Source organism: Achromobacter sp. PD1 (assembly GCF_048541815.1).
GTDB classification, from domain to species: Bacteria; Pseudomonadota; Gammaproteobacteria; order Burkholderiales; family Burkholderiaceae_B; genus Achromobacter; species Achromobacter bronchisepticus_A.
The window spans coordinates 3,368,317-3,392,238 of sequence record NZ_CP183349.1 but is presented as its reverse complement, the minus strand read 5'-3'; the positions used below and the strand labels follow the sequence as shown (position 1 = coordinate 3,392,238).

The following is a 23,922-nucleotide window of genomic DNA, read 5'->3' as shown; positions in this document are numbered from 1 at the left end:
CGCTTGCACTCCCATTCCAGGAAGATGAGCGTATTCCGTGACCACAACGATTACCCCCGCCGCGTCCACCGGCCTTGCGCGCTATGACCGCGTCACCATCGCGTTCCATTGGCTGATGGCGGCGCTGGTGGTGGGCCTGTTCGCGCTGGCCGAGATCTGGGACTTCCTGCCGCGCGGCACGCCGACGCGACGTTTGCTGCAGCACCTGCATATATCGTTCGGCCTGGTGTTTGCCGCCGTGTTCGTGCTGCGCGCCATCTGGCGCCTCACGGCGGGCAGGCGCCTGTCGCCGGCCGCCACGGGCTGGCTGCGCGTGGCTAGTACGGGCGTACACGGATTGCTGTACCTGTTGATGGCGACGCAGATCGTGCTGGGTTTTCTTTTCCGTTGGGCGCAGGGCGAGCCGTTTGCTTTCTTCGGCCTGTTCGACGTGCCCACGTTGATCGCCATCGACCACGAGCAGCGCCGCTTCATTGGCGGACTGCACGATACCGTGGCCTGGTGCATCATCGCGCTGGCGCTGCTGCATGCCTTGGCCGGGTTGTTCCACCACTATGTCCTGCGCGATGGCGTGCTGCGCCGCATGCTCTCCAGCCGCTGAGGAGCGCGCGGCAAGGGCGGGTAGTGAAAGCCGGGCCGGGCAGGTTGTACATTACGCACTATCACTGCCTTACTTCCACAGGATGTACCCATCATGACCGCCCCTGAAGTGTTTATCTCCTCCTCGATCAGCTGCGCGAACGATCGCCCCTTCGTGCTGTTCGGCGGCATCAACGTGCTGGAATCGAAGGAACTGGCGCTGCGCGCCTGCGAGGAATACCAGCGCGTCACCCGCAAGCTGGGCATCCCGTACGTCTTCAAGGCCTCCTTCGACAAGGCCAACCGCTCGTCCATCCATTCCTATCGCGGCCCGGGCCTGGAAGAGGGCATGAAGATCTTCGAGGCGGTCAAGAAGGAATTCGGCGTGCCCGTCATCACCGACGTGCATGAGCCCTGGCAGGCCGCGGCCGTGGCCGAGGTCGTCGACATCCTGCAGCTGCCGGCCTTCCTGGCGCGGCAAACGGACCTGGTGGTGGCGCTGGCCAAGACGCAGCGCATCATCAACATCAAGAAGCCGCAGTTCCTCAGCCCGACGCAGATGCTGAACATCGTCGAGAAGTTCACCGAGGCGGGCAACGACAAGCTCATCCTGTGCGACCGCGGCACCTGCTTCGGCTATGACAATCTCGTTGTAGACATGCTAGGGTTTGGCGTGATGAAGAAAGTGTCCGGCAACAGGCCGCTCATTTTCGACGTCACGCATGCCTTGCAGCAGCGCTCGGCGCTGGATGCGGCATCAGGCGGCCGCCGCGAGCAGGTGGCCGAACTGGCGCGCGCGGGCATGGCCGTGGGGTTGGCCGGCCTGTTCCTGGAAGCTCACCCCGATCCCAAGAACGCGAAGTGCGACGGTCCCAGCGCCTTGCCGCTGGACAAGCTGGAGCCCTTCCTGACCCAGTTGAAGATGCTGGACGACCTGGTGAAGTCCTTTGCCCCTATCGACATCGAACCCTGAATCCCGCGGTCATAACGGCTGCGCAAAGTTGTTATACGATCCGGGCCAACCATTGGGGAGGCCTGGATGTCTTTGTATGTGATCGTCGCCGTCCGAAAGGAACCCGTCAGCGGGCACGTGGCCTATGTGCGTTGGGGCCAGGCCGAACGCGGCATCCCCGGCTGGGTCACCGAGCCGGTGACGGCGGCGGCATCCGAGGTCATCGAGGCCATCAAGGACGGCGTGGAAGTCGAAACCGCCATCAGCCAGGATGGCATGAGCGTGGCGCTGCGGCCGGTGCGCGTGCTGGTGGATGACGACGGACGCGAACACCTCGCGTCCGCGCCGGTTCCCAGCTCGACCCTTTACACGCTTTTCGATCTGCCGGAATTCTGATCCGGCCAGGCCGGCTGGCGGCGCCTAGCGCCGGCCCTGCGCGAAATTGAGCAGGGCGTCTCCGGCCATCCGGTAGCGCACCCATTCATCCTGCGGCAACGCGCCGATCGACTTGTAGAAATCGATGGCGGGCGTGTTCCAGTCCAGCACGCTCCATTCCAGCCGGCCGCAGCCGTTGGCCACCGCCTCTTGCGCCAGATGGCGCAACAGGTCGCGGCCCGCGCCGATGCCGCGCTGCTCCGGCGTGACGTACAGGTCTTCCAGATAGATCCCGTTCTTGCCCAGCCAGGTCGAGTAGCTGTAGAAGTAGACGGCGTAGCCGATGGGCTTGCCGTCCAGCAGGCACATCAGGGCCTTGGCCGGCGCGTTCTCGGCGAACAGGGTGCGCTCGACATCCTGGGGGCTGGCGATCACTTCATGGGCGGCGCGTTCGTACACGGCCAGCTCGGTGATGAAGGCATGGATCTGGGCCGCGTCCGAGGCGACGGCGGGACGGATTTCGATGGTCACGGGTACTTCCTGTTGCTGCTTTTGGGGGCCTTATCCTACTCGTGAATCGGGCGGCGCGCATTTCTGCCCGGCGCGTCCGTTTCGGGAATACCCTTACTTGCGCGCTGGTCGTGCGGGCGCGATTCTTGAAAGCGTTCTGCCCTCGAGTCCAATGCGTACAACAGGGGACATCTCCCATGCCTGAACCTGGGTCCGCCGTTGCCAGCACGCCTGCCGCAAGCCGTAAAAGGCGTCGCCTGTCCTGGATCTGGCTGGTGCCTCTCATCGCAGCCGTGGGCGGACTGGCGCTGGTAGTGCGCGTCTGGATGCAGGCCGGCCCCACCGCCACCATCAGCTTCCAGACCGCTGAAGGGCTGGAGGCCGGCAAGACCCAGGTCCGCTACAAGGACGTCGTGGTCGGCGTGGTCGAGCGCGTGGCCCTGAACTCGGACCGGTCGGGCATTGTTGCGACCGTGCGCATCAACAAGGACGCCGGCAGCCTGCTGCAGGAAGGGACGATGTTCTGGGTGGTGCGGCCCAGGCTGACCCTGAGCGGCGTGTCGGGCCTGAGCACCCTGTTCTCCGGCGCCTACATCGGCGTGGACCCCTCCGACCGGTTCCGCCAGGAAGGAGAAAGCCGCGCCACCAAGTACAGCTTCGTCGGCCTGGAAACGCCGCCCGAGGTGCAGCAGGACCGGGCCGGCAAGCGCTACACCCTCAAGGCCCGCGACCTGGGCTCGCTGGACATAGGCTCACCCGTCTACTTCCGGCGCATTGCCGTGGGGCAGGTGGTGGCTTACCACCTGGACAGCAGCGGCGAGGGCGTCAACGTGCAGGTGTTCATCGACGCGCCCAATGACGAATACGTCAATAGCGCCACGCGCTTCTGGAACGCCAGCGGCGTGGATTTCAGCGTCGATGCGCGCGGCCTGCAGGTGCGTTCGCAGTCGCTGCTGTCCGTGATCGTGGGGGGCGTCGCATTCGACACCATCGAGCAGCACGCGCACGTGGTGGCCAAGGCCGATGCCGAGTTCACCATCTTCCCGTCGGAAGGTGCGGCCCGCGCGCAACCGGATGGCATGCCGCTGCACATCCGCATGCGTTTTGACCAGTCGGTCCGGGGGCTGGTGGTCGGCGCGCCCATCGACGCGTATGGCGCGGCCATCGGCCAGGTGGACTCGATCCGCCTGGAGTTCGACCCGGCGATCAAGCAGTTCTACGCGCTGGTCGGAGCCACCGTCTATCCCGAGCGCCTGGGCGCGCAGACGGTCGAGGAAATCAAGGAATACTCGGGTTCGACGCTGCAGCATCCCAACGGCAAGCTGCTGGCCGCGTTGATCCAGCACGGCTTGCGCGCGCAGCTGCGCATCGGCAACCTGCTGACGGGCCAGCTGTACGTCGCCTTGGCGGTGTTCCCGGACGCCAAGCCGGTGGCGTTCACGATGGAGGAAGAACCGTTCATTCCCACCGTGCCGAACAACCTGGATCAGTTGCAGCAGCAGATCAACAGCATCCTTACCAAGCTCGACAGGGTGCCGTTCGAAGGCTTGGGCGCCGATCTGGGCCAATTGCTGCGCGCCACTTCCAGCCTGATGAAGCGGCTGGATACGCGCCTGGCGCCCGAGGCGCAAGCCATGCTGCGCCAGGCCAGCAAGTCCTTGGCCGCTGTAGGCGGGGTGCTGAGCCCCGACGCCGGCCTGCCGGTCAATGCCAATGCGGTCTTGCAGGAATTGTCGCGGGCGGCCCGCTCGCTGCGGGAACTGTCGGACTATCTGCAAGCGCATCCGGAGTCGTTGCTGCGCGGCCGCGCGCCGGATGCCCAATACCAGCGCCAGCCGGCGCGCTAGGCTAGCGCGCGAGCCATTGCGCAATCAGGCAGGCGCTGGCTTGCGCGTCCGTGGCCGAGGTGTCCAGCACCAGGTCGCTGAAGGGACGCGCGGCATAGCCTTCGAGGTACATCTGCGCGATGCGCTGCCGCTCCCAATCCGTCAAGACGCGGCCGCCCCTGTCCGATTGGGCGGCCGCGAGCGTGGGGGCCAGGGTCACTACGCGCAAGCGCGCGCCGCGTTGTCGGCACGCCGCCAGGATTTGCTCGTAGCTATCCTGCTCCAAGGGGTAGGCGATGACCAGATAGCGCTCCTGCGCCTGGGCGATCAGCCTAGTGAGGCGGGCCAGCGCCAGCGCCCACTGCTCGGTGTATGGCAGATGGCTGGGGGCGTCGTGATCATCGCCGTCGATGAAGCGCGCAGCGGGCAACAGGGCGGCCAAGGCCGCTCCGACCGTGGACTTGCCGCTGTTGATCGGGCCGTTGATATGGATGACGGTGGTGTCAGGCATTGATATGGCTGTTCCTTTCAGGGCAGGCCGGCGCGCAAGGCGTCCGCACCGGCCCAATTAGAACAGGCATTGTCGCAAAGCGAACTTGCGGCCGAAAGCCCTCACTTCGTCGCCGTCCACGGACGCCGCCAGGTCCCAGCGGTCGCCGCGCGTCACCAGGAAGGACCGGCCGGTTGCGGCATGGCGCAAGGCGAATTGCCAGAAGGCTGCCTCGGAGCCCACCGGTTCGAGGTCGTGCGGCCCGATCAGCAACCGGCTCGGGCGGGGCGTTGCGCCCAGAGTCCAGCGCAGGGCGATGCCCAGGAACGCGAAACGCGCCGAGAACGACGACGGCTGGACGGTCAGCACGCGGATTCTGTTGATCATTGCCAGGACCCCTTGCAGATAGAGTCCAGCGTAGCAAAAGCGGCCCGGGCCATCCATACCGCCTTTGGTGGGTACGGACCGGCCCGGCTGGCTGCTATTTCTGGATGGCGTCCTGCGCGTGGCCGCGGGTGATCCGCCCGAGCAGCAGCAGGGCGCCGGCTGGCGCCAGCGCGAATGCGGCGAACAGCCATTGCGCGGCATGCTGCGCGCCCGCGACGCCGCCGGGGTCCGCCAGGCCCGCGCTGTTGGTGATGACGCCAGCCAGCGCCGCCGTCAAGGCCGTTGCATAGAGCTGCACCGTGGTGATGGACGACGAGGTCAAGGTTTCTTCGCCGGCAGGCGCAGCGGTGAAGATGCGTGTCAGCAGGTGCGGCCAGCTCAGGCCGATGCCGAAGCCCACGCCGGCCAATGCCAGCACATAGAGCGCCAACCCCGGATAGGACTGCAGTTGCGTCGTGCGCGGCGTCATATAGGCCAGGGCGGCCAGCGCGGCCAGGATCACCATGGGGCTCAGGCGCACCAGGAAATTCGCGGCCGGGCCGCTGCGGGTGGCGCTGGGCATGGCGGCCAGGGTCCAGCCCGCCGCCATGGCCGCGGTCATGTAGCCGGCCGCCAGCGGCGTCATGCCATGGATGACCTGCAGGAAATACGGCACGAAGATTTCGGTGGTGATGGCGGCCACCACCAGGCACATCACCGCGTACAGCGCGCCCAGCGGCGTGGCGATCGAGTAGGCGCCGGTGGGCAGCAGCCGCTTCGCGGCGCGCTGGTCCACCGCCGCGATCAGCGCGGCGATGGCCAGTCCGGCGGCAATGCCCGCCAGATTCCAGCGCAGGTCGGTCGACAGGCTGGCCAGCGTGATTGCCAGCACGCTGGCCACCAGCAGGCCCAGCGTGGTCACGGGCAGCGGACTCGGGCGGGAGGGCGGAACCGATTCCTTGCCGCCGACCTTGAGGGCCACGATCGCCGCCAGGGCGGCGGCCACGGGCAGCAAGGCCCAGAACGCCAGCCGCCAGTGTCCGGTCTGGGCGAAGACCCCGCCGATGGCGGGGCCGCACAAGGTGGCGACGCCCCACATGCCGGACACCAGGGCCATTGCGCGCGACCAGAGCGGCGCCTCGAAGACCAGGCGGATCAGGGCATAGCTGAGCGCAAACAGGATGCCGCCGCCCAGGCCCTGGATGCTGCGTCCGGCCAGCAGCGCAGGCATGCTCGGCGCCAGCGCGCACACCACGGAACCGGTGGTGAACACCGCGACGGCAATCAGGTAGGCCGCGCGCGGCCCCAGCGTTTCGATCAGCCTGGCCGACAGCGCCGACCCGACGATGGAGGTCACGACGAACAGCGTGGTGTTCCAGGCGTAGTACTCCAGTCCGCCGATGTCCTTGATGACGCTGGGCAGAATGGTGGTGACGATGTAGACGTTGATGGCGTGCAGCGCCACCCCGCCTGCCAGCGCGATGGAACGCAGGGCATTGGTCCCGTGCAGCAGATCTGCCCAGGACGCGCTTGAAACATGGGTTGTACCGGTGCTCACGCGGTCTTCCGCCTTCGAGAGAAATTATTTAAACAAGATTTGCATTGGATAATACGCATGCCGGCGCGCAACCGCAAACGCTGTGTGCGAGCGTTGCGGCCCTTGCCGCGGCGGCAATCAGTGCTTGAGCAATCCGCGCAGCAGCAGGTCCAGCGCCTGCAAGGCCTGCGCCAGGCGCGGGCCGTCCCCGGCGTCCTGCGCGATCCAGAAGGCGCTTTCGACCAGGCTGCCGTTGATCAGCCGCGCCAGCGCCTGCGGCGCGGCGGCTTCGATGAGATCCTGATCCATCATCGTCTGCAATAGCGCGGCGAGCGAAGCAATGCAGTGTTGCTGCGAACCGTCCGTCACCGCGCCCAGCACGGCCCGTGCATCTTGCAGCACGATGCGCCGGATCTCGGGTTCGGCCGCCATCTCCAGATAGGCGCGGCAGCGCCCATGCAAGGCGGCCCAGGCATCGGGCGCCTGCGCGGCGATCGCGGCCAGGCGTTGGTCCATTTCGCCGTCAATCTGTTCGACCACTGCGGCGAGCAGGCCTTTCTTGTCGCCGAAGTGGTGGTACAGGGCGCCCCGCGTCAGTCCTGCCGCCGCGGTGAAATCGTCCATGGACGTGGCCGCATAGCCGGCTTCACGGAAGGCTTGCCGGGCCGTGGCCAGCAGTTTCGCGCGGGTGGCTTCGATCATCTCGGCGCGGGAACGCGTCATGCTCCTCTCCAAAGACATACGACGTGTATGTAAATTGACATACGCATCGTATGTGAATACGATGCCGCTGTCCACAGCAATCAAAGGCTTCCGGTGTCGAATCCGTATCGCGAGTTGTTCCAGGCGCCCGGCGCATTGGGTTTTGTCCTGGCCGGCGCCATCGCCCGCCTGCCATTGCCGATGATCGGCATCGGCATCATCACCATGTTGTCCGAGGTGCGTGGGTCCTATGCACTGGCAGGCGCCGTCGCGGCCACGTTTGCGCTGGCCACGGCCTTGCTGGCGCCGCGGATTTCCCGCCTGGTGGACCGCCATGGCCAGGGCAGGGTGCTGCCCGTGGCCGCGGGCCTGTGCGTCGCGGGGCTGGTCGGCCTGGCAGTCTGCGTGCAATGGAATGCGCCCGAGTGGACCCTGTTTTTCTTTGCCGCGCTGGCGGGCGCCTTGCCCAGCATGCCGGCGATGATACGCGCGCGCTGGACCGAGATCTTCAGGGACCAGCCGCAGTTGCGCACCGCCTACGCGCTGGAGTCCGTAGCCGACGAGCTGAGCTTCATCGTAGGCCCGCCGCTGGCCGTGGGGCTGAGCGCGCTGTTCTTTCCGCAGGCCGGTCCGCTGTTCGCGGCGCTGCTGCTCGCGGTGGGCGTCACCGCCTTCGTGCTGCAGCGGGCCACGGCGCCCGCCGTGCGGTTCAAGCAGGAAGGGCGTCAGGCCTCGGTGTTGCGCATGCCGCCGATGCCCTCCCTGCTGGCGATGATGGCCGCCATGGGCGTCATCGTCGGCACCATCGACGTCCTGAGCGTCGCCTTTGCCCGGCAGCAAGGCATGCCGGCCGGAGCCAGCCTGGTGCTGTCCGCCTATGCCCTGGGCTCCTGCGTGGCCGGTCTGGTGTTTGGCGTACTGAAGTTCCAGATGCCGCTGGCCCGCCTGCTGGTGGTCGCGGCGGCGGTCACGGCGTTCACCACGGTTCCGCTGCTGCTGGTGAACGATCTGCTTACCCTGGTGCTGGGCGTGCTGCTGGCCGGCCTGTCGTTCGCTCCGACCATGATCATCGCGATGGCGCTGGTGGAAAGCAGCGTGCCTGGCCATCGCCTGACGGAAGGGCTGACCTGGCTGGTGACCGGCCTGGGGGCTGGCGTCGCGGCGGGCGCGGCGCTGGCGGGCTGGGTGGTCGACCACCACGGCGTGGGTGCGGGATTCTGGACGGCGGTGGGGGCGGGCGCGATCGTGTTGCTGGCCGCCATACCGGTGGGACGCAGTGCCGCGGCCGGTCGCGCCGACGCCTGACCCGGCCGGCCGATAGAATGGGGAGTCCGGCGCCTGCTCAGGCGCGCCGCAAGGAGAACCGCATGTCCAGAACCGTCGTCAATCCCGACACCGTGTTCAATACCGTCCAATACGGATTCAGCCAGGCCGTCATCGTCACCGGGCAGCGCCGCATGCTGCTGTCCGGCCAGGTCGGGGTCGACATCAACGAGCGTACGGCGGGGCCGGGCCTGCAGGAGCAGACCGAAGCCGCGCTGGACAATGTCGAGCGCGTGCTGGCTGCGGCCGGCGGCACCTTGGAGCAGGTGATCATGCTGCGCATCTACATCTGCGAAACGGCCAGGGAGGACCAGGAAGTGATCGCGCAGGCGCTGCGCGACCGTTTCAAGAAGGATCCCCCGCCCTCGTCGTGGATCATCGTCAGCGGCCTGTCATTGCCGGAATGGCTGATCGAGATCGAGGCCGAGGCCATGCTGGACTAGCCGCGCCAGGGCGCCGTTGCAAAGGCGGTGCGCAAATGCGCCAGGAAGCCCGCCGTCCGCGCGGGCAGCTCCTGGCGCGATTTGACCAGGGCCACCACGTCGGCCGACGGCAGGATCCAGCCGGGCAGCAGCGGCACCAGCGCGCGCGCCTGCAGATGCGCCGCCACATCCCACTCCGAGCGCACGATGATGCCGTGCCCGGCCAGGGCCCACTCCACGGCAGTTTCCCCCGCATTGCTGGACAGCACCGGCGCCACGCGCACCCCAACGGCCGGGCCGCGCCCATGCTTGAAGCGCCACAAGGTCACGTCTTCATCGTTCTCGCGCAGCGCGATGCAGTCGTGTCCGCGCAGATCCTCGGGCTTGACAGGGGCGCCGCGGCGCGCCAGGTAGGAGGGCGCCGCGCACAGGATCCGGCGGTTGGGCGCCAGCGGGTAGGCGACCAGCGTCGAATCGCGCAGTTCGCCGATATGCACCATTACATCCCAGTCGTCGGAAGCCAGCCGCGGCGGCCCGTCGGACAGCGTCAGGCTGGCGGTCACGTCCGCGCTCTGGCCGCGGAACTCCGCGACCAGCCCGGCGATGTAGCGCTGCCCGAATCCCAGCGGCGCGACCACGCGCAGATGGCCTGCCACCACGCCCCGGCGGCCCGCCAGTTCGTCGGCCAGGTCGCCCAGTTCGCCGCAGATCTGTTCCGCCCGCAACGCCAGCAGCCTGCCTTCGTCGGTCAGCGCGGTGCCGCGTCCGGAGCGGTTGACCAGCCTGACGCCCAGCCGTTTTTCCAGCGTGTGCAGCCTTTGGGTAACGGCGGGCGGCGTGACATCCAGCGCGCGCGCCGCTTCTGCCAGCGAGCGGGTGACTGCCAGGGTCAGGAAAAAACGCAGGTCTTCGGTCGTAATCATGCAGGCACGGATTAATGGATGATTAAGTCCAGATTAAACACGCGGAACCGCCGCCGCGCCATACTTCAGTCATTCCGATACGCCCTGCCGAGAGCGCCATGAACCAGAACGCCACGCCTTCTTCCCTCGAAACCCTGGATACCCCATGCCTGCTGCTCGATGAGACGCGCATGATGCGCAACATCGAGCGTCTGAACGCGCTGATGGCCGGGCACGGGGTGCAGCTGCGTCCGCACCTGAAGACGCCCAAATCGATCGACGTGGCGCGCCGGCTCATGTCCACACCCCAGGGCCCGGCCGCCGTGTCCACGCTGCAGGAGGCCGAACAGTTCGCCGCCGCCGGCGTCACCGACCTGCTGTACGCCGTGGGCGTGTCGCCGGCAAAGCTGGACCGCGTGCTGGCGCTGCGCCGCCGCGGCGTGGACCTCACCGTGGTGGTGGACAGCCTGGAAGCGGCGCGCGCCGTCGCCCAGCGGGCGCGGGAGGCGGGCGACGCCATTCCGGCGCTGATCGAGATCGACTGCGACGGCCATCGTGCCGGGGTGCAGCCGGGCAACACGGCCCAGTTGCTGGCGATTGCGCGCGTCCTGCATGAGGACGGCGCATGCCTGCGCGGCGTCATGACGCACGCCGGCGAGTCGTACGGCTGCGATAGCGTCGACGCCATTGCCGACATGGCGGAGCAGGAGCGCGTGGCGGCCGTGAGTTGCGCCGAGGCGATCCGCCAGGCAGGGCTGCCATGTCCGGTGGTCAGCGTGGGATCCACCCCCACCGCGCATTTTGCCCGCAAGCTCGACGGCGTGACCGAAGTCCGCGCGGGCGTTTATGTGTTCTTCGATCTGGTGATGGCCGGGCTGGGCGTGTGTTCGGTCGATGACATCGCCGCCACGGTGTTGACGACCGTGATCGGCCATCAGCCCGACAAGGGCTGGATCCTGGTGGATGCCGGATGGATGGCCATGTCGCGCGACCGGGGTACCGCCAAACAGCGGGTTGATCAACTGTACGGCCTGGTGTGCGATGCGAACGGCACGGTCTATCCCGACCTGCTGCTGGCCGAGACCAACCAGGAGCAGGGCATCATCAAGGTGCGTCCAGGCAGCGGCGCGGCCCTGCCCGATCTGCCGCTGGGAGCGAAGCTGCGCATCGTGCCCAATCACGCCTGCGCCACCTGCGCCCAGCACGATGCCTACGAGGTCGTGCGTCCGGATTCGTCCGGCGTAGTGGCGCATTGGGAACGCTTTCGCGGCTGGTAAGCCGCCTTTCACGAGGAGGCATGCATGGATCTCATCCACACGCATCAGGCCACGCCGCCCGCCGGCCACTATTCGCAGGCGGTCCGCGCCAACGGTTTCATCTTCGTCTCGGGGCAGTTGGGCTTTCTGCCGCCTGCTGCGCCCGGCGCGCGGCCGGCGCTGGCCGACGGCGCCGCGGCCCAGACCCGGGAAGCGCTGCGCAGTGTTCGCGCCATCCTCGAAGCGGCCGGCGCCTCGCTTGCCGCGGTCGCCAGCGTGACGGTGTACATCCCGGACGTGGCGCTCTGGGACGAGGTCAACCGGGTCTACGAGGAGGGCTTCGGCGATCATCGGCCCGCGCGGGCCATTGTGCCCACGCGCGAGCTGCACTACGGCGCCCTGGTGGAGATCAGCGTGGTCGCCGTCGCCTAGCGCGCGGCGGATCGTGCAGGCGGACGCCTATAATGCCTCCGCCTCAATACCTTCGGGGGAGACCGTCCGCATGCAGTACGAATACCTGTTCTGGTCCATGGCCGCGATGGTGGCGGCGGCGCTGGCAGGCGGGTCGCTGTGCGGCCGCCTGGGTTCCGTCAAGCGGGTCCTGCTGGGGGTTGCGGCGCTGGCCGTTGCGGTGGGCGTGGCGGTGTTCCTGCTTTCCCGCCACGGCGGCTTCAGCGAGCTATCGGCGATGCTGTCGATCGCCGCCTTCATGTTCAGCCTGGTGATCGGCGCCGCCGCGTCGTTGCTCACGCGGCGCATACTCTTGCGCCGCTGAGCGCTGCGCGCCTTATTCTTCGGCGTCGAAATCCTCGTCTTCGTCGTCTTCATCCTGTTCCAGGGCGTCGTAGCCCTTCCAGGTGATGCGCCAGCGGGTCGCGCCCGCGGTGGCAGCCGTTTCGCTGATCTGCTTGACCAGGCCCGCGTCTTCCAGCAGGTCGAGGTGATGCGCAATCAGCTGCAGCCCTTGCTCTTCGGGATGCGGCGCCAGGGCCACGTTCTTGATGTCGTGCGTGCTCAGGTTGGGGCCGGGGGCGTCGCGCAGGGCGCCCAGGATAGTGACGACCAAGTCGAAATCGCGTTGCATGTTGTCCACCATTCGTTGGGGTAAAAGACAAGCCGACGATAGCAGAGATCGATTGCCGCGAAGCGACAGGCGCTGCAGCCGGGTTACAGTCCAGGGTTCTCGATAACCGATACATGCAGATTCCATGAAGAAACCCGCAGAGCGCGATTGCCTCGCGCTGATCCCAGGCTACACGGGCCAGGCCGCCAAGCTCTTTCTCACGCGCAGCGAGGACGGCCGCATCGAAGGCGTGACCGTGTTCGATCTGCTTGGCCATATCAAGTTGCAGGGCGATGCGGACGCGGCGGCGGCGTGGGTCGGCGACTGGCTCGCCCAGGAGGCCGGCAACCGCAAGGCCCGCCGCACGCAGCTGCTGGCCCAGATGTTCGTCTGCAAGCTCGCTGGCGAGGAGAAGGACCGCTTCCTGACGGCGCAGAAGCCGCTGGTCCGGGTCCTGGCCGACGCCGGGGTGCGGACCCGTTCCGTTGCCGCCACTTCCGGCGCCGCGCGGCAGTCGCTTGGTCCTACTGTCAAGAAGCATTAGCCCAAGGCTGTTATAGTCGCGCCTGGGCGTGCGAGTGCACCTGCAAGGTGCGTGCCCAGGCGGGCAACGCCCGCAAGTCAAGGAAGAGTGATCATGGAAATAGTAAGTCGGCAAGTCGCCGACGTAGCGGGCGGCGTCGAGCTGCACACCACGCTGGATGGCGAGAGCATCAGCGTCTACGTCCTGGAAGGCGTGACGGATCTCAATGCGATCGCAGACATCGTGCCGCGTGAAAAAGTCGAAGCAGGGGCTGACATACACGCCTCTAGTGTCGACAATGTTGATAATGCGCAAGAACAGATCGACCAAGTCCTGGAGAATATGAATCCCGGCGACGTGGCGGTTTTCCTTTGCTCGGGCCCCGATGCTTTCGGCGCGGCGCTCGATCTGCTGGGTTTACCTATCGACGAGTAAGCCTGGCGGCAAACCAAAGTGCTAGCCCGAACGGCGTATGAAGAAATCCTCGTACGCGGGCAGGCGGCATTTATATAAGCCTAGATTGTTTTTTTATGATGCGTGGGTGTAAACACCTATGCAGGACTTCTTATTGCCTATGAAAATGTGTGGAATCCGCGTGCAGTTTCTCTTTGTTGCATTATTGGCACGCATTTTTTAGGATTATGTTGACTTGTGAGGGGAACCTAACGATAGTGTCGGCACACGATCACAAGCGTTGCGATTTTCGTTCAGTGCCGTGCCTTTTCCGGCTCAGCGTTATTGTTCTACTGTCCCCTCCTTGATTGATTCGTGACCTCCGGGCATTTGCCCATTATCTCTAGGAAATACAGTATGGAAACCGGCGTCGTTAAGTGGTTCAACTCGGAAAAGGGCTATGGCTTCATCACTCCGGAAGCGGGTGGTAAGGATCTGTTCGCTCACTTCTCCGAAATTCAGGGCTCGGGCTTCAAGTCTCTGGAAGAGAACCAGCGCGTCAGCTTTGTGACGGCCAACGGCCCCAAGGGCCCGCAAGCTACGAAGATCCAGGTCCTGTAAGGGTCTGAGTTTTCGATAGAAGCCCCCTCGTGGGGCTTTTTTGTTTTCTGCCGCAGCGTTCCTAAATATGGAAAGTATCGCTGCGCTTGTGTTATCTCAGGGTAATCCCTAGATCGCTTTATTCAGGTTTCCGAATCGCACTCGATTCATCCATTCGGTGTATGGATCCTAATACGGTGCGCGTCTCTGTTATTGTCGGCCTTGCTTTCGACTTCAGGATACGCGCGCTCATGACTTCTTCCCCCGCCTCCCAGATCGTTCCGCAGCCCCACGAGGTGGTCGCGTTCTGGCGCAATGCCGGTCCGCAGCAATGGTTCAGCAAGAGCGCGGACTTCGACGCAGCCTTCCGCACCCGTTTTGAGGCCGCCCACATGGCTGCGGCGGCCCGGCAGCTGGATGCATGGCTGGACGACGCCACCGGCGCCTTGGCGCTGATGGTTCTGTTGGACCAGTTCCCGCGCAACGCCTACCGGGATACCGCGCACATGTTCGCCACCGACCCATTGGCCCAGTACTTCGCCGACCGGGCCATCGCGGCCGGCCATGATCTGGGAGTGGAGCCGCAACTGCGCCAGTTTTTCTACCTGCCCTTCGAGCACGCGGAGAACCTTGCCGCGCAAAACCGGGCGGTGGCTTTGATGGAGACATTGGACGCCGACTCGCTGCGCTGGGCGGTCCTGCATCGCGACATCGTCAAGCGCTTTGGGCGCTTTCCCCATCGCAACGCCGCGCTGGGGCGGCAAACCACCCAGGCAGAGCAGGAATTTCTGGATTCCGGCGGGTTCGCAGGATAGGTGGCTGCCGTGCGGCGGGTGGTTTCGGGCGCCTGCCGGGCGGCAGGTATCCGCATGTGTCCGCACGTTCCAAGTTGAAAATTCCAGGCCCGTCTGGCGGTCCCAACCCCTCGCCAGGCTTGCTTCCGCGGCGCTTTGGCGGCGCTCTCGAATTTGCGGATGTTTGACGTTTTTCGGGGTTCGCCAATACACTGGGTTTAGCGAGATTTTCAAGCGACGCGGTCTGCGTTTCACTTGTCGCCGTCAGTGGTACTGCGGTTGCTTCCTCTCCCATCCTTGATGATCTGGCGCCCCGCGAGCAATCGCTTTTTCTAGGTTCAAGGACACTCCATGGCAACCGGCATCGTTAAGTGGTTCAACGCCGAAAAGGGTTATGGTTTCATCATGCCCGATGATGGCAGCAAGGATCTTTTCGCTCACTACTCGGAAATCCGCAGCGAAGGCTACAAGTCGCTGCAGGAGAACCAGCGCGTCACCTTCGAGGTCGGTACCGGCCCCAAGGGACCCAGCGCAAAGAACATCAAGGTAGCGGCCTGACCTTCGCAGGGCAGCGCCCCGGGCCGGCCCGGCGTTCCGCCCAGAAAAAAGCCCCCGCACGCAATGTGCGGGGGCTTTTTTTGTTGCCGGGCTGGCGCGCCTCGGGGGCGCTTCCCGGCGTCAGTGCTTCGCGTGGTTGGCCGGCGGCGTGGCCAGCTTGTCCACCAGCGCAATTCCCAGCGCCGACAGGATGAACAGGGCGTGGATGATGGTCTGCCACATCACGCCGGCCTCGGAGAAGCGCGCGTTGGGCGTGCCCAACGTGCCGGCCTCGATGAACGTGCGCAGCAGGTGGATCGAGGAGATGCCGATGATGGCCATGGCCAGCTTGACCTTGAGCACGCTGGCGTTCACGTGGCTGAGCCATTCCGGCTGGTCCGGGTGGCCTTGCAGTCGCAGGCGCGACACAAAGGTTTCGTAGCCGCCCACGATCACCATGACCAGCAGGTTCGAGATCATTACCACGTCGATCAGGCCCAGCACCAGCAGCATGATCTCCATTTCGCCGAAGCTGCTGGCGTGCGTCACCAGGTGCCACAGCTCCTTCAGGAACAGCATGACGTAGACGCCTTGCGCGACGATCAGGCCCAGGTACAAGGGCAGTTGCAGCCAGCGCGAGCTGAAGATCAGGCTGGGCAGCAAGCCCAGGCGGGGAGGGGTGTTGGAGATCATTTGGGTGCGAGCCCTATGGTGTGTGCGAAAAATGGCGGGCGCAATTCTATCAACGCCGCGTTGCCGCAGATATCAGTTTCTTTGAGGGGCCTCGTCCGAGGGAATACCCGCTAGCACGATTGCGCAAATTCTGTTCGGGTTTTATGTAAGGAAAACTGGCATTTGCGAAACTGTGTGGCGAAACGCTTGGTGCGCATTGGTCGTATATAGAATTGCGGCCTCGTTCGCATAGAGCCAGTAAAGAGGAGTTTGTTCCCATGAAGATCCGCTACACCGTCGCTGCCCTGAGCGTTGCGCTCGCCCCTTTCTCTGCCTCCCAGGCTTTGGACATCGGCGGCCTGGTCGGCGCCGGCAGCAAGGTCGTTCAGGCTGCCACGCTGAGCGATGCCGAGATCAAGACCCTGTCGGACAAGGCTTGCGCGCAGAGCGATTCCCAGGAAAAGATCGCCGCTCCCGGCAGCAAGTACGACGCCCGTCTGCAGAAGATCGCCAAGCAACTGGGCGGCACGGTCAACGGCCAGAAGGCCAGCTACAAGGTCTACGTCACCAAGGACGTCAACGCCTGGGCCATGGCCAACGGCTGCATCCGCGTCTACAGCGGCCTGATGGACATGATGACCGATGACGAAGTGCTGGGCGTGGTGGGCCACGAAATCGGCCACGTCGCGCTGGGCCACAGCAAGAAGGCGATGCAGACCGCCTACACCGTTTCCGCCGCGCGCGACGCCGCCAATGCCGCGGGCGGCGCCACCGTGGCCGCGTTGAACTCCTCGCAGTTGGGCGACCTGACCGAGAAGTTCATCAACGCGCAGTTCTCGCAGTCGCAGGAAAGCGCCGCCGACGATTACTCGTTCGACCAGCTGCAGGCCAAGGGCCTGAACACCCGCGGCCTGGTGACCGCGTTCCAGAAACTGGCCGAACTGGACGGCGGCAAGAGCGACATGATGAGCTCGCACCCGTCCTCGGCCAAGCGCGCGCAGCACATCGAAGAACGCATCGCCAAGGCCAAGTAAGGCATACTGGCCGGCGTAAATTCTCCCGTCCCGGGTGGAAAACGGGGCGCGAGTATCCGGACTTATCCGGGTGCTCGCGCCCCTTTGCGTCAGGGCGCCGGAAGTTTCCGGTAAAATGCGCCGTTTATCCGCCCGTCATCTCTTTATCTCTCGGAAAATAGGTCTTTTAATGCAGCCTGTGGTTGAAACCCTCTCCGGCCTGGAGCGCCGTGTTGATCTGGCCGTCTCGGTGGCCGACGTCGAAAAGGAAGTCCAGGCGCAATTGAAGCGCGTGGCCCGGACCGCCAAGGTCCCCGGCTTCCGTCCGGGCAAGGCGCCGCTCGCCATGCTCGAGCGCAGCCATGGCCCCGGCATCCGCTACGACGTGATCAATAGCCAAGTTGGCCGTGCCTTTGAACAAGCTGTCGATGGCGCCAAGCTGCGCGTCGCCGGCGCCCCGAACCTCGAGCCCAAGACTGAAGGCGTTGCCGACGACACGCTGGCGTTCACCGCCACGTTCGAGGTCTATCCCGAAGTCGCCGTGCCGGACCTGTCGGCCCTGGCCGTCACCCGCTACGAAACGGCCGTCACCGACGCCGAAGTGCAGCAGACCCTGGACGTCCTGCGCAAGCAGCGCGCCACGTTCGAAGCCCGTGAAGGCCGCGCCTCGCAAGACGGCGACCGCGTCACGCTGGACTTCGCCGGCACCATCGACGGCGTGCCGTTCGAAGGCGGCAAGGCCGAAGCCTTCCCGTTCGTGCTCGGCCAAGGCCGCATGCTGCCCGAATTCGAAGAAGCCGCCCGCGGCCTGAAGGCTGGCGAAAGCAAGGTCTTCCCGCTCAAGTTCCCCGACGACTATCAGGGCAAGGAAGTTGCCGGCAAGACCGCCGAATTCACCATCACCGTCAAGGAAGTGGCTGAAGGCGTGCTGCCCGAGCTGAACGGCGAATTCGCCAAGTCCCTCGGCCAGGCCGAAGGCGACGTCGAAAAGCTGAAGGCCGACATCCGCAGCAACATCGAGCGCGAAGTCAAGGTCCGTTCGGCTGGCCGCACCAAGTCCAGCGTCATGGACGCCCTGGTCGAAGCCGGCAAGTTCGACGTGCCGAAGGCCCTGGTCGACAACGACGTGCAAGGCCGTGTCGCCGCCGCCCGCGAAGAGCTGAAGCAGCGTGGCATCCCCAACGCCGAATCCGTGCCGATCCCGGCCGAAGCCTTCGCCACCGAGTCCGAGCGCCGCGTGCGCCTGGGCCTGCTGGTGTCGGAACTGGTCAAGCAAGCCCAGCTGCAAGCCAAGCCCGAACAAGTCCGTGCGCGTATCGAAGAGTTCGCCGAGAACTACGAACAACCCGCACAGGTTGTCAGCTATTACCTGGCCGACCGCCAGCGTCGTGCTGAAATCGAGGCTATCGTGCTGGAAGACAATGTCGTCGCGCACGTGCTTGAAAAGGCCAAGGTCACCGAAGAGAAGGTGCCTTTCGATCAGTTGATGGGGATGGCGTAACACTATGCAGAGATTCACCGATTTCTATGCGGCAATGAATGGCGGGTCTTCGGTGACCCCCACCGGCCTGGGCTACATTCCCATGGTGATCGAGCAGTCGGGGCGCGGCGAACGCGCCTACGACATCTATTCGCGTCTGCTCCGCGAGCGGCTCATTTTCCTGGTGGGTCCGGTCAACGACGCAACGGCCAACCTGGTCGTGGCGCAGTTGCTGTTCCTGGAATCGGAGAATCCTGACAAGGACATTTCCCTGTACATCAACTCGCCCGGCGGGTCGGTGTATGCGGGAATGGCCATCTTTGACACCATGCAATTCGTCAAGCCGGACGTGTCCACCCTTTGCACCGGCCTGGCGGCCAGCATGGGCGCGTTCCTGCTGGCGGCAGGCAAGAAGGGCAAGCGCTTCACGCTGCCCAACTCGCGCATCATGATCCACCAGCCCTCGGGCGGCGCCCAGGGGCAGGCCTCGGACATCCAGATCCAGGCCCGCGAGATCCTGGACCTGCGTGAACGCCTGAACCGCATCCTGGCCGACAATACCGGCCAGACCATGGAACGCATCGGCATAGACACGGAGCGTGACAACTTCATGTCGGCCGAAGATGCGGTATCGTATGGACTGGTGGACAAGGTTATGACCTCCCGCTCGGAAGGCTGACTTCCCGGTTGACCCGAACCCGCTGCCACCACGTTTGAGTAAGCGCATGCGCTAGGCCTTTAGCCGGCCTGGCGCATCTTTACCTGAGATACGAACATATATGCCTGAAAAAAAGGGATCGGCAGACGCAAAAGTGCTGCATTGCTCGTTTTGCAATAAAAGCCAGCATGAAGTCCGCAAGCTGATCGCGGGTCCGTCGGTATTCATCTGCGATGAATGCATAGATCTGTGCAACGACATCATCCGCGAGGAGGCGCAAGCCACCGCGCGCGCGGCGATTCGTTCCGAACTGCCCACTCCGGCTGAAATCAAGACCTTCCTCGACCAGTACGTCATTGGGCAAAACTCGCCCAAGCGCATGCTGGCCGTGGCCGTCTACAACCATTACAAGCGCATCCGTCACGGCGAGATCAAGGGCGACGAGGTCGAGCTCTCCAAGAGCAACATCATGCTGATCGGCCCCACCGGGTCGGGCAAGACGCTGCTGGCCCAGACGCTGGCGCGCATGCTGAACGTGCCCTTCGTCATGGCCGACGCCACCACGCTGACCGAAGCCGGTTACGTGGGTGAAGACGTCGAGAACATCATTCAGAAGTTGCTGCAGAACTGCAACTACGAAGTAGAGAAGGCGCAGCGCGCCATCATCTACATCGACGAAATCGACAAGATCTCCCGCAAGTCCGACAACCCGTCCATCACCCGCGACGTGTCGGGCGAGGGCGTGCAGCAGGCCTTGCTGAAGCTGATCGAAGGCACTGTCGCCTCGGTGCCCCCGCAGGGCGGCCGCAAGCACCCGAACCAGGACTTCGTCCAGGTCGACACGACCAACATCCTGTTCATCGTGGGCGGCGCCTTCGACGGACTGGAAAAGGTCATCCGCGACCGCACCGAGAAATCGGGCATCGGCTTTTCGGCCTCGGTGCGCGCCAAGTCGGAACGCGGCGTGGGCGAGCTGTTCTCGGAAGTCGAACCCGAAGACCTGATCAAGTTCGGCCTGATCCCCGAGCTGGTCGGCCGTCTGCCGGTGGTCGCCACCCTGGATGAACTGGACGAAGCGGCCCTGGTGCAGATCCTGACCGAGCCCAAGAACGCCTTGCTCAAGCAGTTCCAGAAGCTGTTCGCCATGGAAGGCGCCGAGCTCGACGTGCGTCCCGCCGCCCTGAAGGCGATCGCCCGCAAGGCGCTGCGCCGCAAGACGGGCGCGCGCGGCCTGCGCTCCATCATCGAGCAGGCCCTGCTGGATACCATGTATGACCTGCCCTCCCAGGGCAACGTCAAGCGCGTGGTGCTGGACGAGAACGCGATCGAAGGCGAGGGCAAGCCATTGCTCATCTACGCCGACGAGGACGCGGCTTCAGACAAGCCAGAGCGCGGAGAAGTCCGCGACGCCGCAGCCTGATATTTCAGAAAAGCCCGTTCCTGTAACGGGTTTTTTTGCCTAAGGCGCATTCCCGGGTGCAAACACGCTTTTCCTGCAGGCGCGACGCTTGCATACTGAGGGTGCCGCCCGCGGTTTTTTTAAGCCGTTGGGGGATCCAGGCGCCGAGATCTTGAATTTTCGGCTATTGTTCCCATAACAGACGTAACCGACGTGGATTGTCCGGGTATACCCAGGCCTCCCGTCCCCGATACGCCGAGTCATACCGAGGAACCTCCTATGTCTGCCAGCCAGACCCTGCCTTCCGACCCGATCGACCTGCCCCTGCTCCCACTGCGCGATGTCGTGGTGTTTCCGCACATGGTCATCCCGCTGTTCGTCGGCCGCCCGCGCTCTATCCGCGCGCTCGAGGTTGCGATGGAAGCGGGCAAGAGCATCATGCTGGTGGCCCAGAAATCCGCCGGCAAGGATGACCCCACCCCCGAAGACGTCTACGAGATCGGCTGCGTAGCCGGCATCCTGCAGATGCTCAAGCTGCCCGACGGCACCGTCAAGGTGCTGGTCGAGGGCACCCAGCGCGCCCGCATCAACAGCATCGAAGATGCCGATTCGCATTTCACCTGCCAGGTGTCGCCGATCGAACCGGACGCCATGCAAGGCTCCGAAACCGAAGCCCTGCGCCGCGCCATCGTTGCGCAGTTCGAGCAGTACGTAAAACTGAACAAGAAGATCCCCCCGGAGATCCTGACCTCGCTGGCTGGCATCGATGATGCCGGACGCCTGGCCGACACGATCGCCGCGCATCTTCCCTTGAAGCTCGAGCAGAAGCAGAAGATGCTCGAGATCGTCGGCACCTCCGAGCGCCTCGAAGGCCTGCTCACGCAACTCGAAACCGAAATCGACATCCTCCAGGTCGAAAAGCGGATTCGCGGCCGCGTGAAGAAGCAGATGGAAAAGAGCCAGCGCGACTACTACCTGAATGAGCAGGTCAAGGCCATTCAGAAGGAGTTGGGCGAGGGCGAGGAAGGCGCGGACATCGAAGAGCTTGAAAAGAAGATCATCGCTGCCCACATGCCCAAAGAGGCGCGCAAGAAGGCCGATGCCGAGCTCAAGAAGCTCAAGCTCATGTCGCCCATGTCGGCAGAAGCCACCGTGGTGCGCAACTACATCGATACGCTCATCAACCTCCCCTGGAGGAAGAAGAGCAAGATCAACAATTCCATCAGCAACGCGGAAACGGTGCTGGACAACGACCACTACGGTCTGGAAAAGGTCAAGGAACGGATCCTGGAATACCTTGCCGTGCAACAGCGCGTGGACAAGGTGAAGGCGCCGATCCTGTGCCTGGTCGGCCCTCCGGGCGTCGGCAAGACCTCGCTCGGCCAATCCATCGCCAAGGCGACGAACCGCAAGTTCGTGCGCATGGCGCTGGGCGGCGTGCGCGACGAAGCCGAGATCCGCGGCCATCGCCGCACGTACATCGGCTCCATGCCTGGCAAGATCGTCCAGAACATGTCGAAGGTCGGCGTGCGCAATCCCTTGTTCCTGCTCGATGAAATCGACAAGCTGGGCATGGATTTCCGCGGCGATCCCTCGTCGGCGTTGCTCGAAGTACTGGATCCCGAACAGAACCACACGTTCCAGGACCACTACATCGAAGTCGACTTCGACCTGTCCGACGTCATGTTCGTGGCCACCAGCAACACGCTGAATATTCCGCCGGCGCTGCTGGACCGCATGGAAGTGATCCGTCTGTCGGGTTACACCGAGGAAGAGAAGATCCACATCGCCCGCGACCATCTGCTGCCCAAGCTGATGAAGAACAACGGCGTGAAGGATAGCGAACTCACGGTCGACGACAGTGCGCTGCGCGACATCGTGCGCTACTACACCCGCGAAGCCGGTGTGCGTGCGCTCGAACGCGAAGTGGGCAAGATCTGCCGCAAGGTCATCAAGCAGTTGCTGACCCAGAGCGACCGCGCCAAGGCTGAAGGCAAGGCCGCCGAGGTCAAGCCGGTCAACGTCACGGGCGACAACCTGAGTGAATTCCTGGGCGTGCGCCGTTATGCCTTCGGCATGGCCGAAAAGGAAAACCAGATCGGTCAGGTGACGGGTCTGGCCTGGACGGAAGTCGGCGGCGACCTGCTGACGATCGAAGTCGCGGACATGCCCGGCAAGGGCGTCATCCAACGCACCGGCTCGCTGGGCGACGTGATGAAGGAGTCGGTCGAGGCGGCTCGCACGGTAGTGCGTTCCCGCGCCCGCCGCCTGGGCTTTGCCGACAGCGTGTTCGAGAAGCACGACATGCACGTGCACGTGCCGGAAGGCGCGACACCCAAGGACGGTCCGTCCGCGGGTATCGCGATCACCACGGCCATGGTGTCGGCCTTGTCGCGCATTCCGGTGCGCGCCGACGTTGCCATGACCGGCGAGATCACGCTGCGCGGCGAGGTCCTGCCCATCGGCGGCCTGAAGGAAAAGCTGCTGGCAGCTCACCGTGGCGGCATCAAGACGGTCTTGATTCCGGAAGAAAACGTCAAGGATTTGGCGGAGATCCCGGACAACGTCAAGAACCATCTCGAGATCGTGCCGGTGCGCTGGATCGACAAGGTGCTGGAACTGGCGCTGGAGCGCCTGCCGGAGCCCCTGGCCGAGGAAGAAGCGGTCAAGGAACCCCTGGTGGCCAAGCCTGCCGAACCGGGTTCGACCGACCCGGTGCTCAAGCACTGATGGAGCCGGGAGCGACGCCGCCAGTAAGCGGCGCTCCTCCTGGATGCGGCTTCCAACAAAAAACCCCCGCCAAGAAATTGGCGGGGGTTTTTTTATGCTGCGCAGGCGCAGGAGCTGTTGGTTCCTAGTGCAGCGCGTGCGTGCGGATCAGGCCCACCGCGATGCCTTCCAGCGCGAAATCCTGGCCAGCTTCGACCACGATGGGTTCGAAATCGGGGTTTTCGGGCAGGAGTTCTATGTGGCCGTTCTGGCGTTGCAGGCGCTTGACGGTGACGTCGTCGCCCAGGCGGGCGACCACGATCTGACCATTGCGGGCTTCCGAGGCTTTCTTTACGGCGAGTAGGTCGCCTTCCAGGATGCCAGCGTCGCGCATGCTCATGCCGCGCACCTTGAGCAGGTAGTCGGGCGTCTGGGCGAACAGGTTGGGATCGACCCCGACTTCGCGTTCCACGTGCTCGGCGGCCAGGATGGGGCTGCCCGCAGCGACGCGGCCGACCAGCGGCAGCAGCAATTGGGCCAGGCCCGGCATGGGCAGCGAGCTTTGCGTGGGGGCAGGGGAGGCGTCCTTCAGGCGGATGCCGCGCGACGCGCCGGCGGTCAGCTCGATGGCGCCCTTGCGGGCAAGCGCCTTGAGGTGATCTTCCGCCGCGTTGGGGGATCGGAAACCCAGGGCCAGGGCAATTTCGGCGCGGGTCGGCGGGAAGCCCGTGCGCGTGACGGTCTGCCTGATGAGATCCAGGATTTGTTGTTGGCGATCAGTGAGTTTGCTGGCCATGGCGATGATCCGGTGCTAGCGGACTGTACATATATACAGCGCCAT

The 23,922-nt window shown here is 64.7% G+C and carries 28 protein-coding genes; 19 read left to right on the top strand and 9 right to left on the bottom strand.

Going from position 1 to position 23,922, the window contains the following annotated elements; genetic code table 11:
• Nucleotides 1-37: 37 nt before the first annotated feature.
• The 3 genes from ACM1PE_RS16060 to ACM1PE_RS16050 all read left to right on the top strand — a co-directional run bounded on the left by ACM1PE_RS16060 (nucleotide 38) and on the right by ACM1PE_RS16050 (nucleotide 1,927).
• A complete protein-coding gene (locus tag ACM1PE_RS16060) occupies nucleotides 38-601 on the top strand; it encodes a cytochrome b (protein WP_419343773.1) in 564 nt (187 codons plus the stop codon).
• 93 nt (nucleotides 602-694) lie between these two features.
• Nucleotides 695-1,552 (top strand): 3-deoxy-8-phosphooctulonate synthase, encoded by an 858-nt coding sequence (gene kdsA / locus ACM1PE_RS16055; RefSeq protein WP_118932700.1) that lies wholly within the window; start codon nucleotides 695-697, stop codon nucleotides 1,550-1,552.
• Nucleotides 1,553-1,618: 66 nt separating this feature from the next.
• Nucleotides 1,619-1,927: a hypothetical protein gene (locus ACM1PE_RS16050; RefSeq protein ID WP_059373603.1), complete on the top strand. Its 309-nt coding sequence runs from the start codon at nucleotides 1,619-1,621 to the stop codon at nucleotides 1,925-1,927.
• Between the two features lie 24 nt (nucleotides 1,928-1,951).
• Here the strand turns inward: ACM1PE_RS16050 and ACM1PE_RS16045 are convergent, their stop codons facing one another.
• Nucleotides 1,952-2,437, bottom strand: a complete 486-nt coding sequence (locus ACM1PE_RS16045) for a GNAT family N-acetyltransferase (protein ID WP_118932699.1) — start codon at nucleotides 2,435-2,437, stop codon at nucleotides 1,952-1,954.
• Nucleotides 2,438-2,613: 176 nt separating this feature from the next.
• Between ACM1PE_RS16045 and ACM1PE_RS16040 the strand changes: the two genes are divergently transcribed.
• Nucleotides 2,614-4,263: an intermembrane transport protein PqiB gene (locus ACM1PE_RS16040; protein WP_059373598.1), complete on the top strand. Its 1,650-nt coding sequence runs from the start codon at nucleotides 2,614-2,616 to the stop codon at nucleotides 4,261-4,263.
• Nucleotide 4,264: 1 nt separating this feature from the next.
• Here the strand turns inward: ACM1PE_RS16040 and ACM1PE_RS16035 are convergent, their stop codons facing one another.
• The 4 genes from ACM1PE_RS16035 to ACM1PE_RS16020 form a co-directional block, all read right to left on the bottom strand.
• Nucleotides 4,265-4,753, bottom strand: coding sequence for a shikimate kinase (locus ACM1PE_RS16035; RefSeq protein WP_419343772.1), 489 nt, complete (start codon nucleotides 4,751-4,753; stop codon nucleotides 4,265-4,267).
• A 57-nt stretch (nucleotides 4,754-4,810) separates the two neighbouring features.
• The gene (locus tag ACM1PE_RS16030) at nucleotides 4,811-5,119 is read right to left on the bottom strand and encodes a hypothetical protein (RefSeq protein ID WP_059373681.1); all 309 of its coding nucleotides are present in this window, start codon (nucleotides 5,117-5,119) and stop codon (nucleotides 4,811-4,813) included.
• A 94-nt stretch (nucleotides 5,120-5,213) separates the two neighbouring features.
• Nucleotides 5,214-6,656 carry an MFS transporter gene (locus tag ACM1PE_RS16025; RefSeq protein WP_419343771.1) on the bottom strand — a complete coding sequence of 481 codons (1,443 nt, stop codon included), beginning with the start codon at nucleotides 6,654-6,656 and terminating at the stop codon, nucleotides 5,214-5,216.
• 117 nt (nucleotides 6,657-6,773) lie between these two features.
• On the bottom strand, nucleotides 6,774-7,358 hold the full coding sequence (locus ACM1PE_RS16020; protein ID WP_118932696.1) for a TetR/AcrR family transcriptional regulator: 585 nt from the start codon (nucleotides 7,356-7,358) through the stop codon (nucleotides 6,774-6,776).
• A 93-nt stretch (nucleotides 7,359-7,451) separates the two neighbouring features.
• Between ACM1PE_RS16020 and ACM1PE_RS16015 the strand changes: the two genes are divergently transcribed.
• A complete protein-coding gene (locus ACM1PE_RS16015) occupies nucleotides 7,452-8,642 on the top strand; it encodes an MFS transporter (RefSeq protein WP_118932695.1) in 1,191 nt (396 codons plus the stop codon).
• Between the two features lie 62 nt (nucleotides 8,643-8,704).
• The gene (locus tag ACM1PE_RS16010; protein WP_059373586.1) at nucleotides 8,705-9,103 is read left to right on the top strand and encodes a RidA family protein; all 399 of its coding nucleotides are present in this window, start codon (nucleotides 8,705-8,707) and stop codon (nucleotides 9,101-9,103) included.
• Here ACM1PE_RS16010 and ACM1PE_RS16005 read toward each other — a convergent pair.
• Nucleotides 9,100-10,005, bottom strand: a complete 906-nt coding sequence (locus tag ACM1PE_RS16005) for a LysR family transcriptional regulator (RefSeq protein WP_419343770.1) — start codon at nucleotides 10,003-10,005, stop codon at nucleotides 9,100-9,102. The genes ACM1PE_RS16010 and ACM1PE_RS16005 overlap by 4 nt on opposite strands.
• A 98-nt stretch (nucleotides 10,006-10,103) precedes the next feature.
• On the opposite strand from ACM1PE_RS16005, the gene ACM1PE_RS16000 reads away from it, so the two are divergent.
• The 3 genes from ACM1PE_RS16000 to ACM1PE_RS15990 all read left to right on the top strand — a co-directional run bounded on the left by ACM1PE_RS16000 (nucleotide 10,104) and on the right by ACM1PE_RS15990 (nucleotide 12,015).
• The gene (locus ACM1PE_RS16000; protein ID WP_118932694.1) at nucleotides 10,104-11,261 is read left to right on the top strand and encodes a DSD1 family PLP-dependent enzyme; all 1,158 of its coding nucleotides are present in this window, start codon (nucleotides 10,104-10,106) and stop codon (nucleotides 11,259-11,261) included.
• Between the two features lie 24 nt (nucleotides 11,262-11,285).
• Complete coding sequence (locus ACM1PE_RS15995; RefSeq protein ID WP_059373578.1) at nucleotides 11,286-11,672, top strand: RidA family protein; 387 nt, start codon at nucleotides 11,286-11,288, stop codon at nucleotides 11,670-11,672.
• A 70-nt stretch (nucleotides 11,673-11,742) separates the two neighbouring features.
• On the top strand, nucleotides 11,743-12,015 hold the full coding sequence (locus tag ACM1PE_RS15990; protein WP_059373576.1) for a hypothetical protein: 273 nt from the start codon (nucleotides 11,743-11,745) through the stop codon (nucleotides 12,013-12,015).
• Nucleotides 12,016-12,027: 12 nt separating this feature from the next.
• On the opposite strand, the gene ACM1PE_RS15985 is transcribed toward ACM1PE_RS15990, so the two are convergent.
• Nucleotides 12,028-12,324, bottom strand: a complete 297-nt coding sequence (locus ACM1PE_RS15985) for a DUF2513 domain-containing protein (RefSeq protein ID WP_059373680.1) — start codon at nucleotides 12,322-12,324, stop codon at nucleotides 12,028-12,030.
• A 124-nt stretch (nucleotides 12,325-12,448) separates the two neighbouring features.
• On the opposite strand from ACM1PE_RS15985, the gene ACM1PE_RS15980 reads away from it, so the two are divergent.
• From ACM1PE_RS15980 to ACM1PE_RS15960, 5 genes are all read left to right on the top strand, one after another.
• Nucleotides 12,449-12,847: a hypothetical protein gene (locus ACM1PE_RS15980; RefSeq protein WP_251881612.1), complete on the top strand. Its 399-nt coding sequence runs from the start codon at nucleotides 12,449-12,451 to the stop codon at nucleotides 12,845-12,847.
• 93 nt (nucleotides 12,848-12,940) lie between these two features.
• Nucleotides 12,941-13,261, top strand: coding sequence for a hypothetical protein (locus ACM1PE_RS15975; protein WP_059373572.1), 321 nt, complete (start codon nucleotides 12,941-12,943; stop codon nucleotides 13,259-13,261).
• A gap of 375 nt (nucleotides 13,262-13,636) precedes the next feature.
• The gene (locus ACM1PE_RS15970; protein ID WP_006220190.1) at nucleotides 13,637-13,840 is read left to right on the top strand and encodes a cold-shock protein; all 204 of its coding nucleotides are present in this window, start codon (nucleotides 13,637-13,639) and stop codon (nucleotides 13,838-13,840) included.
• A 230-nt stretch (nucleotides 13,841-14,070) separates the two neighbouring features.
• Nucleotides 14,071-14,634 (top strand): DUF924 family protein, encoded by a 564-nt coding sequence (locus ACM1PE_RS15965; RefSeq protein WP_059373571.1) that lies wholly within the window; start codon nucleotides 14,071-14,073, stop codon nucleotides 14,632-14,634.
• Nucleotides 14,635-14,964: 330 nt separating this feature from the next.
• Entirely contained in the window at nucleotides 14,965-15,171 is a 207-nt protein-coding gene (locus tag ACM1PE_RS15960) for a cold-shock protein (protein ID WP_006225311.1), read from the top strand.
• Between the two features lie 120 nt (nucleotides 15,172-15,291).
• On the opposite strand, the gene ACM1PE_RS15955 is transcribed toward ACM1PE_RS15960, so the two are convergent.
• Entirely contained in the window at nucleotides 15,292-15,843 is a 552-nt protein-coding gene (locus ACM1PE_RS15955; protein ID WP_059373569.1) for a TIGR00645 family protein, read from the bottom strand.
• Nucleotides 15,844-16,100: 257 nt separating this feature from the next.
• Between ACM1PE_RS15955 and ACM1PE_RS15950 the strand changes: the two genes are divergently transcribed.
• The 5 genes from ACM1PE_RS15950 (at nucleotide 16,101) to lon (ending at nucleotide 23,102) form a co-directional block, all read left to right on the top strand.
• Nucleotides 16,101-16,856 (top strand): M48 family metalloprotease, encoded by a 756-nt coding sequence (locus ACM1PE_RS15950; protein WP_059373567.1) that lies wholly within the window; start codon nucleotides 16,101-16,103, stop codon nucleotides 16,854-16,856.
• A 169-nt stretch (nucleotides 16,857-17,025) separates the two neighbouring features.
• Nucleotides 17,026-18,336 carry a trigger factor gene (gene tig / locus ACM1PE_RS15945; protein WP_059373566.1) on the top strand — a complete coding sequence of 437 codons (1,311 nt, stop codon included), beginning with the start codon at nucleotides 17,026-17,028 and terminating at the stop codon, nucleotides 18,334-18,336.
• A 4-nt stretch (nucleotides 18,337-18,340) separates the two neighbouring features.
• Nucleotides 18,341-18,994: an ATP-dependent Clp endopeptidase proteolytic subunit ClpP gene (clpP, locus tag ACM1PE_RS15940; RefSeq protein WP_054456095.1), complete on the top strand. Its 654-nt coding sequence runs from the start codon at nucleotides 18,341-18,343 to the stop codon at nucleotides 18,992-18,994.
• 100 nt (nucleotides 18,995-19,094) lie between these two features.
• Nucleotides 19,095-20,393, top strand: a complete 1,299-nt coding sequence (clpX, locus tag ACM1PE_RS15935; protein ID WP_054456097.1) for an ATP-dependent Clp protease ATP-binding subunit ClpX — start codon at nucleotides 19,095-19,097, stop codon at nucleotides 20,391-20,393.
• Between the two features lie 258 nt (nucleotides 20,394-20,651).
• Nucleotides 20,652-23,102: an endopeptidase La gene (gene lon, locus ACM1PE_RS15930; RefSeq protein WP_059373563.1), complete on the top strand. Its 2,451-nt coding sequence runs from the start codon at nucleotides 20,652-20,654 to the stop codon at nucleotides 23,100-23,102.
• Between the two features lie 124 nt (nucleotides 23,103-23,226).
• Here lon and lexA read toward each other — a convergent pair whose 3' ends face one another.
• Entirely contained in the window at nucleotides 23,227-23,877 is a 651-nt protein-coding gene (gene lexA, locus ACM1PE_RS15925; RefSeq protein WP_118932691.1) for a transcriptional repressor LexA, read from the bottom strand.
• Nucleotides 23,878-23,922 lie beyond the last annotated feature (45 nt).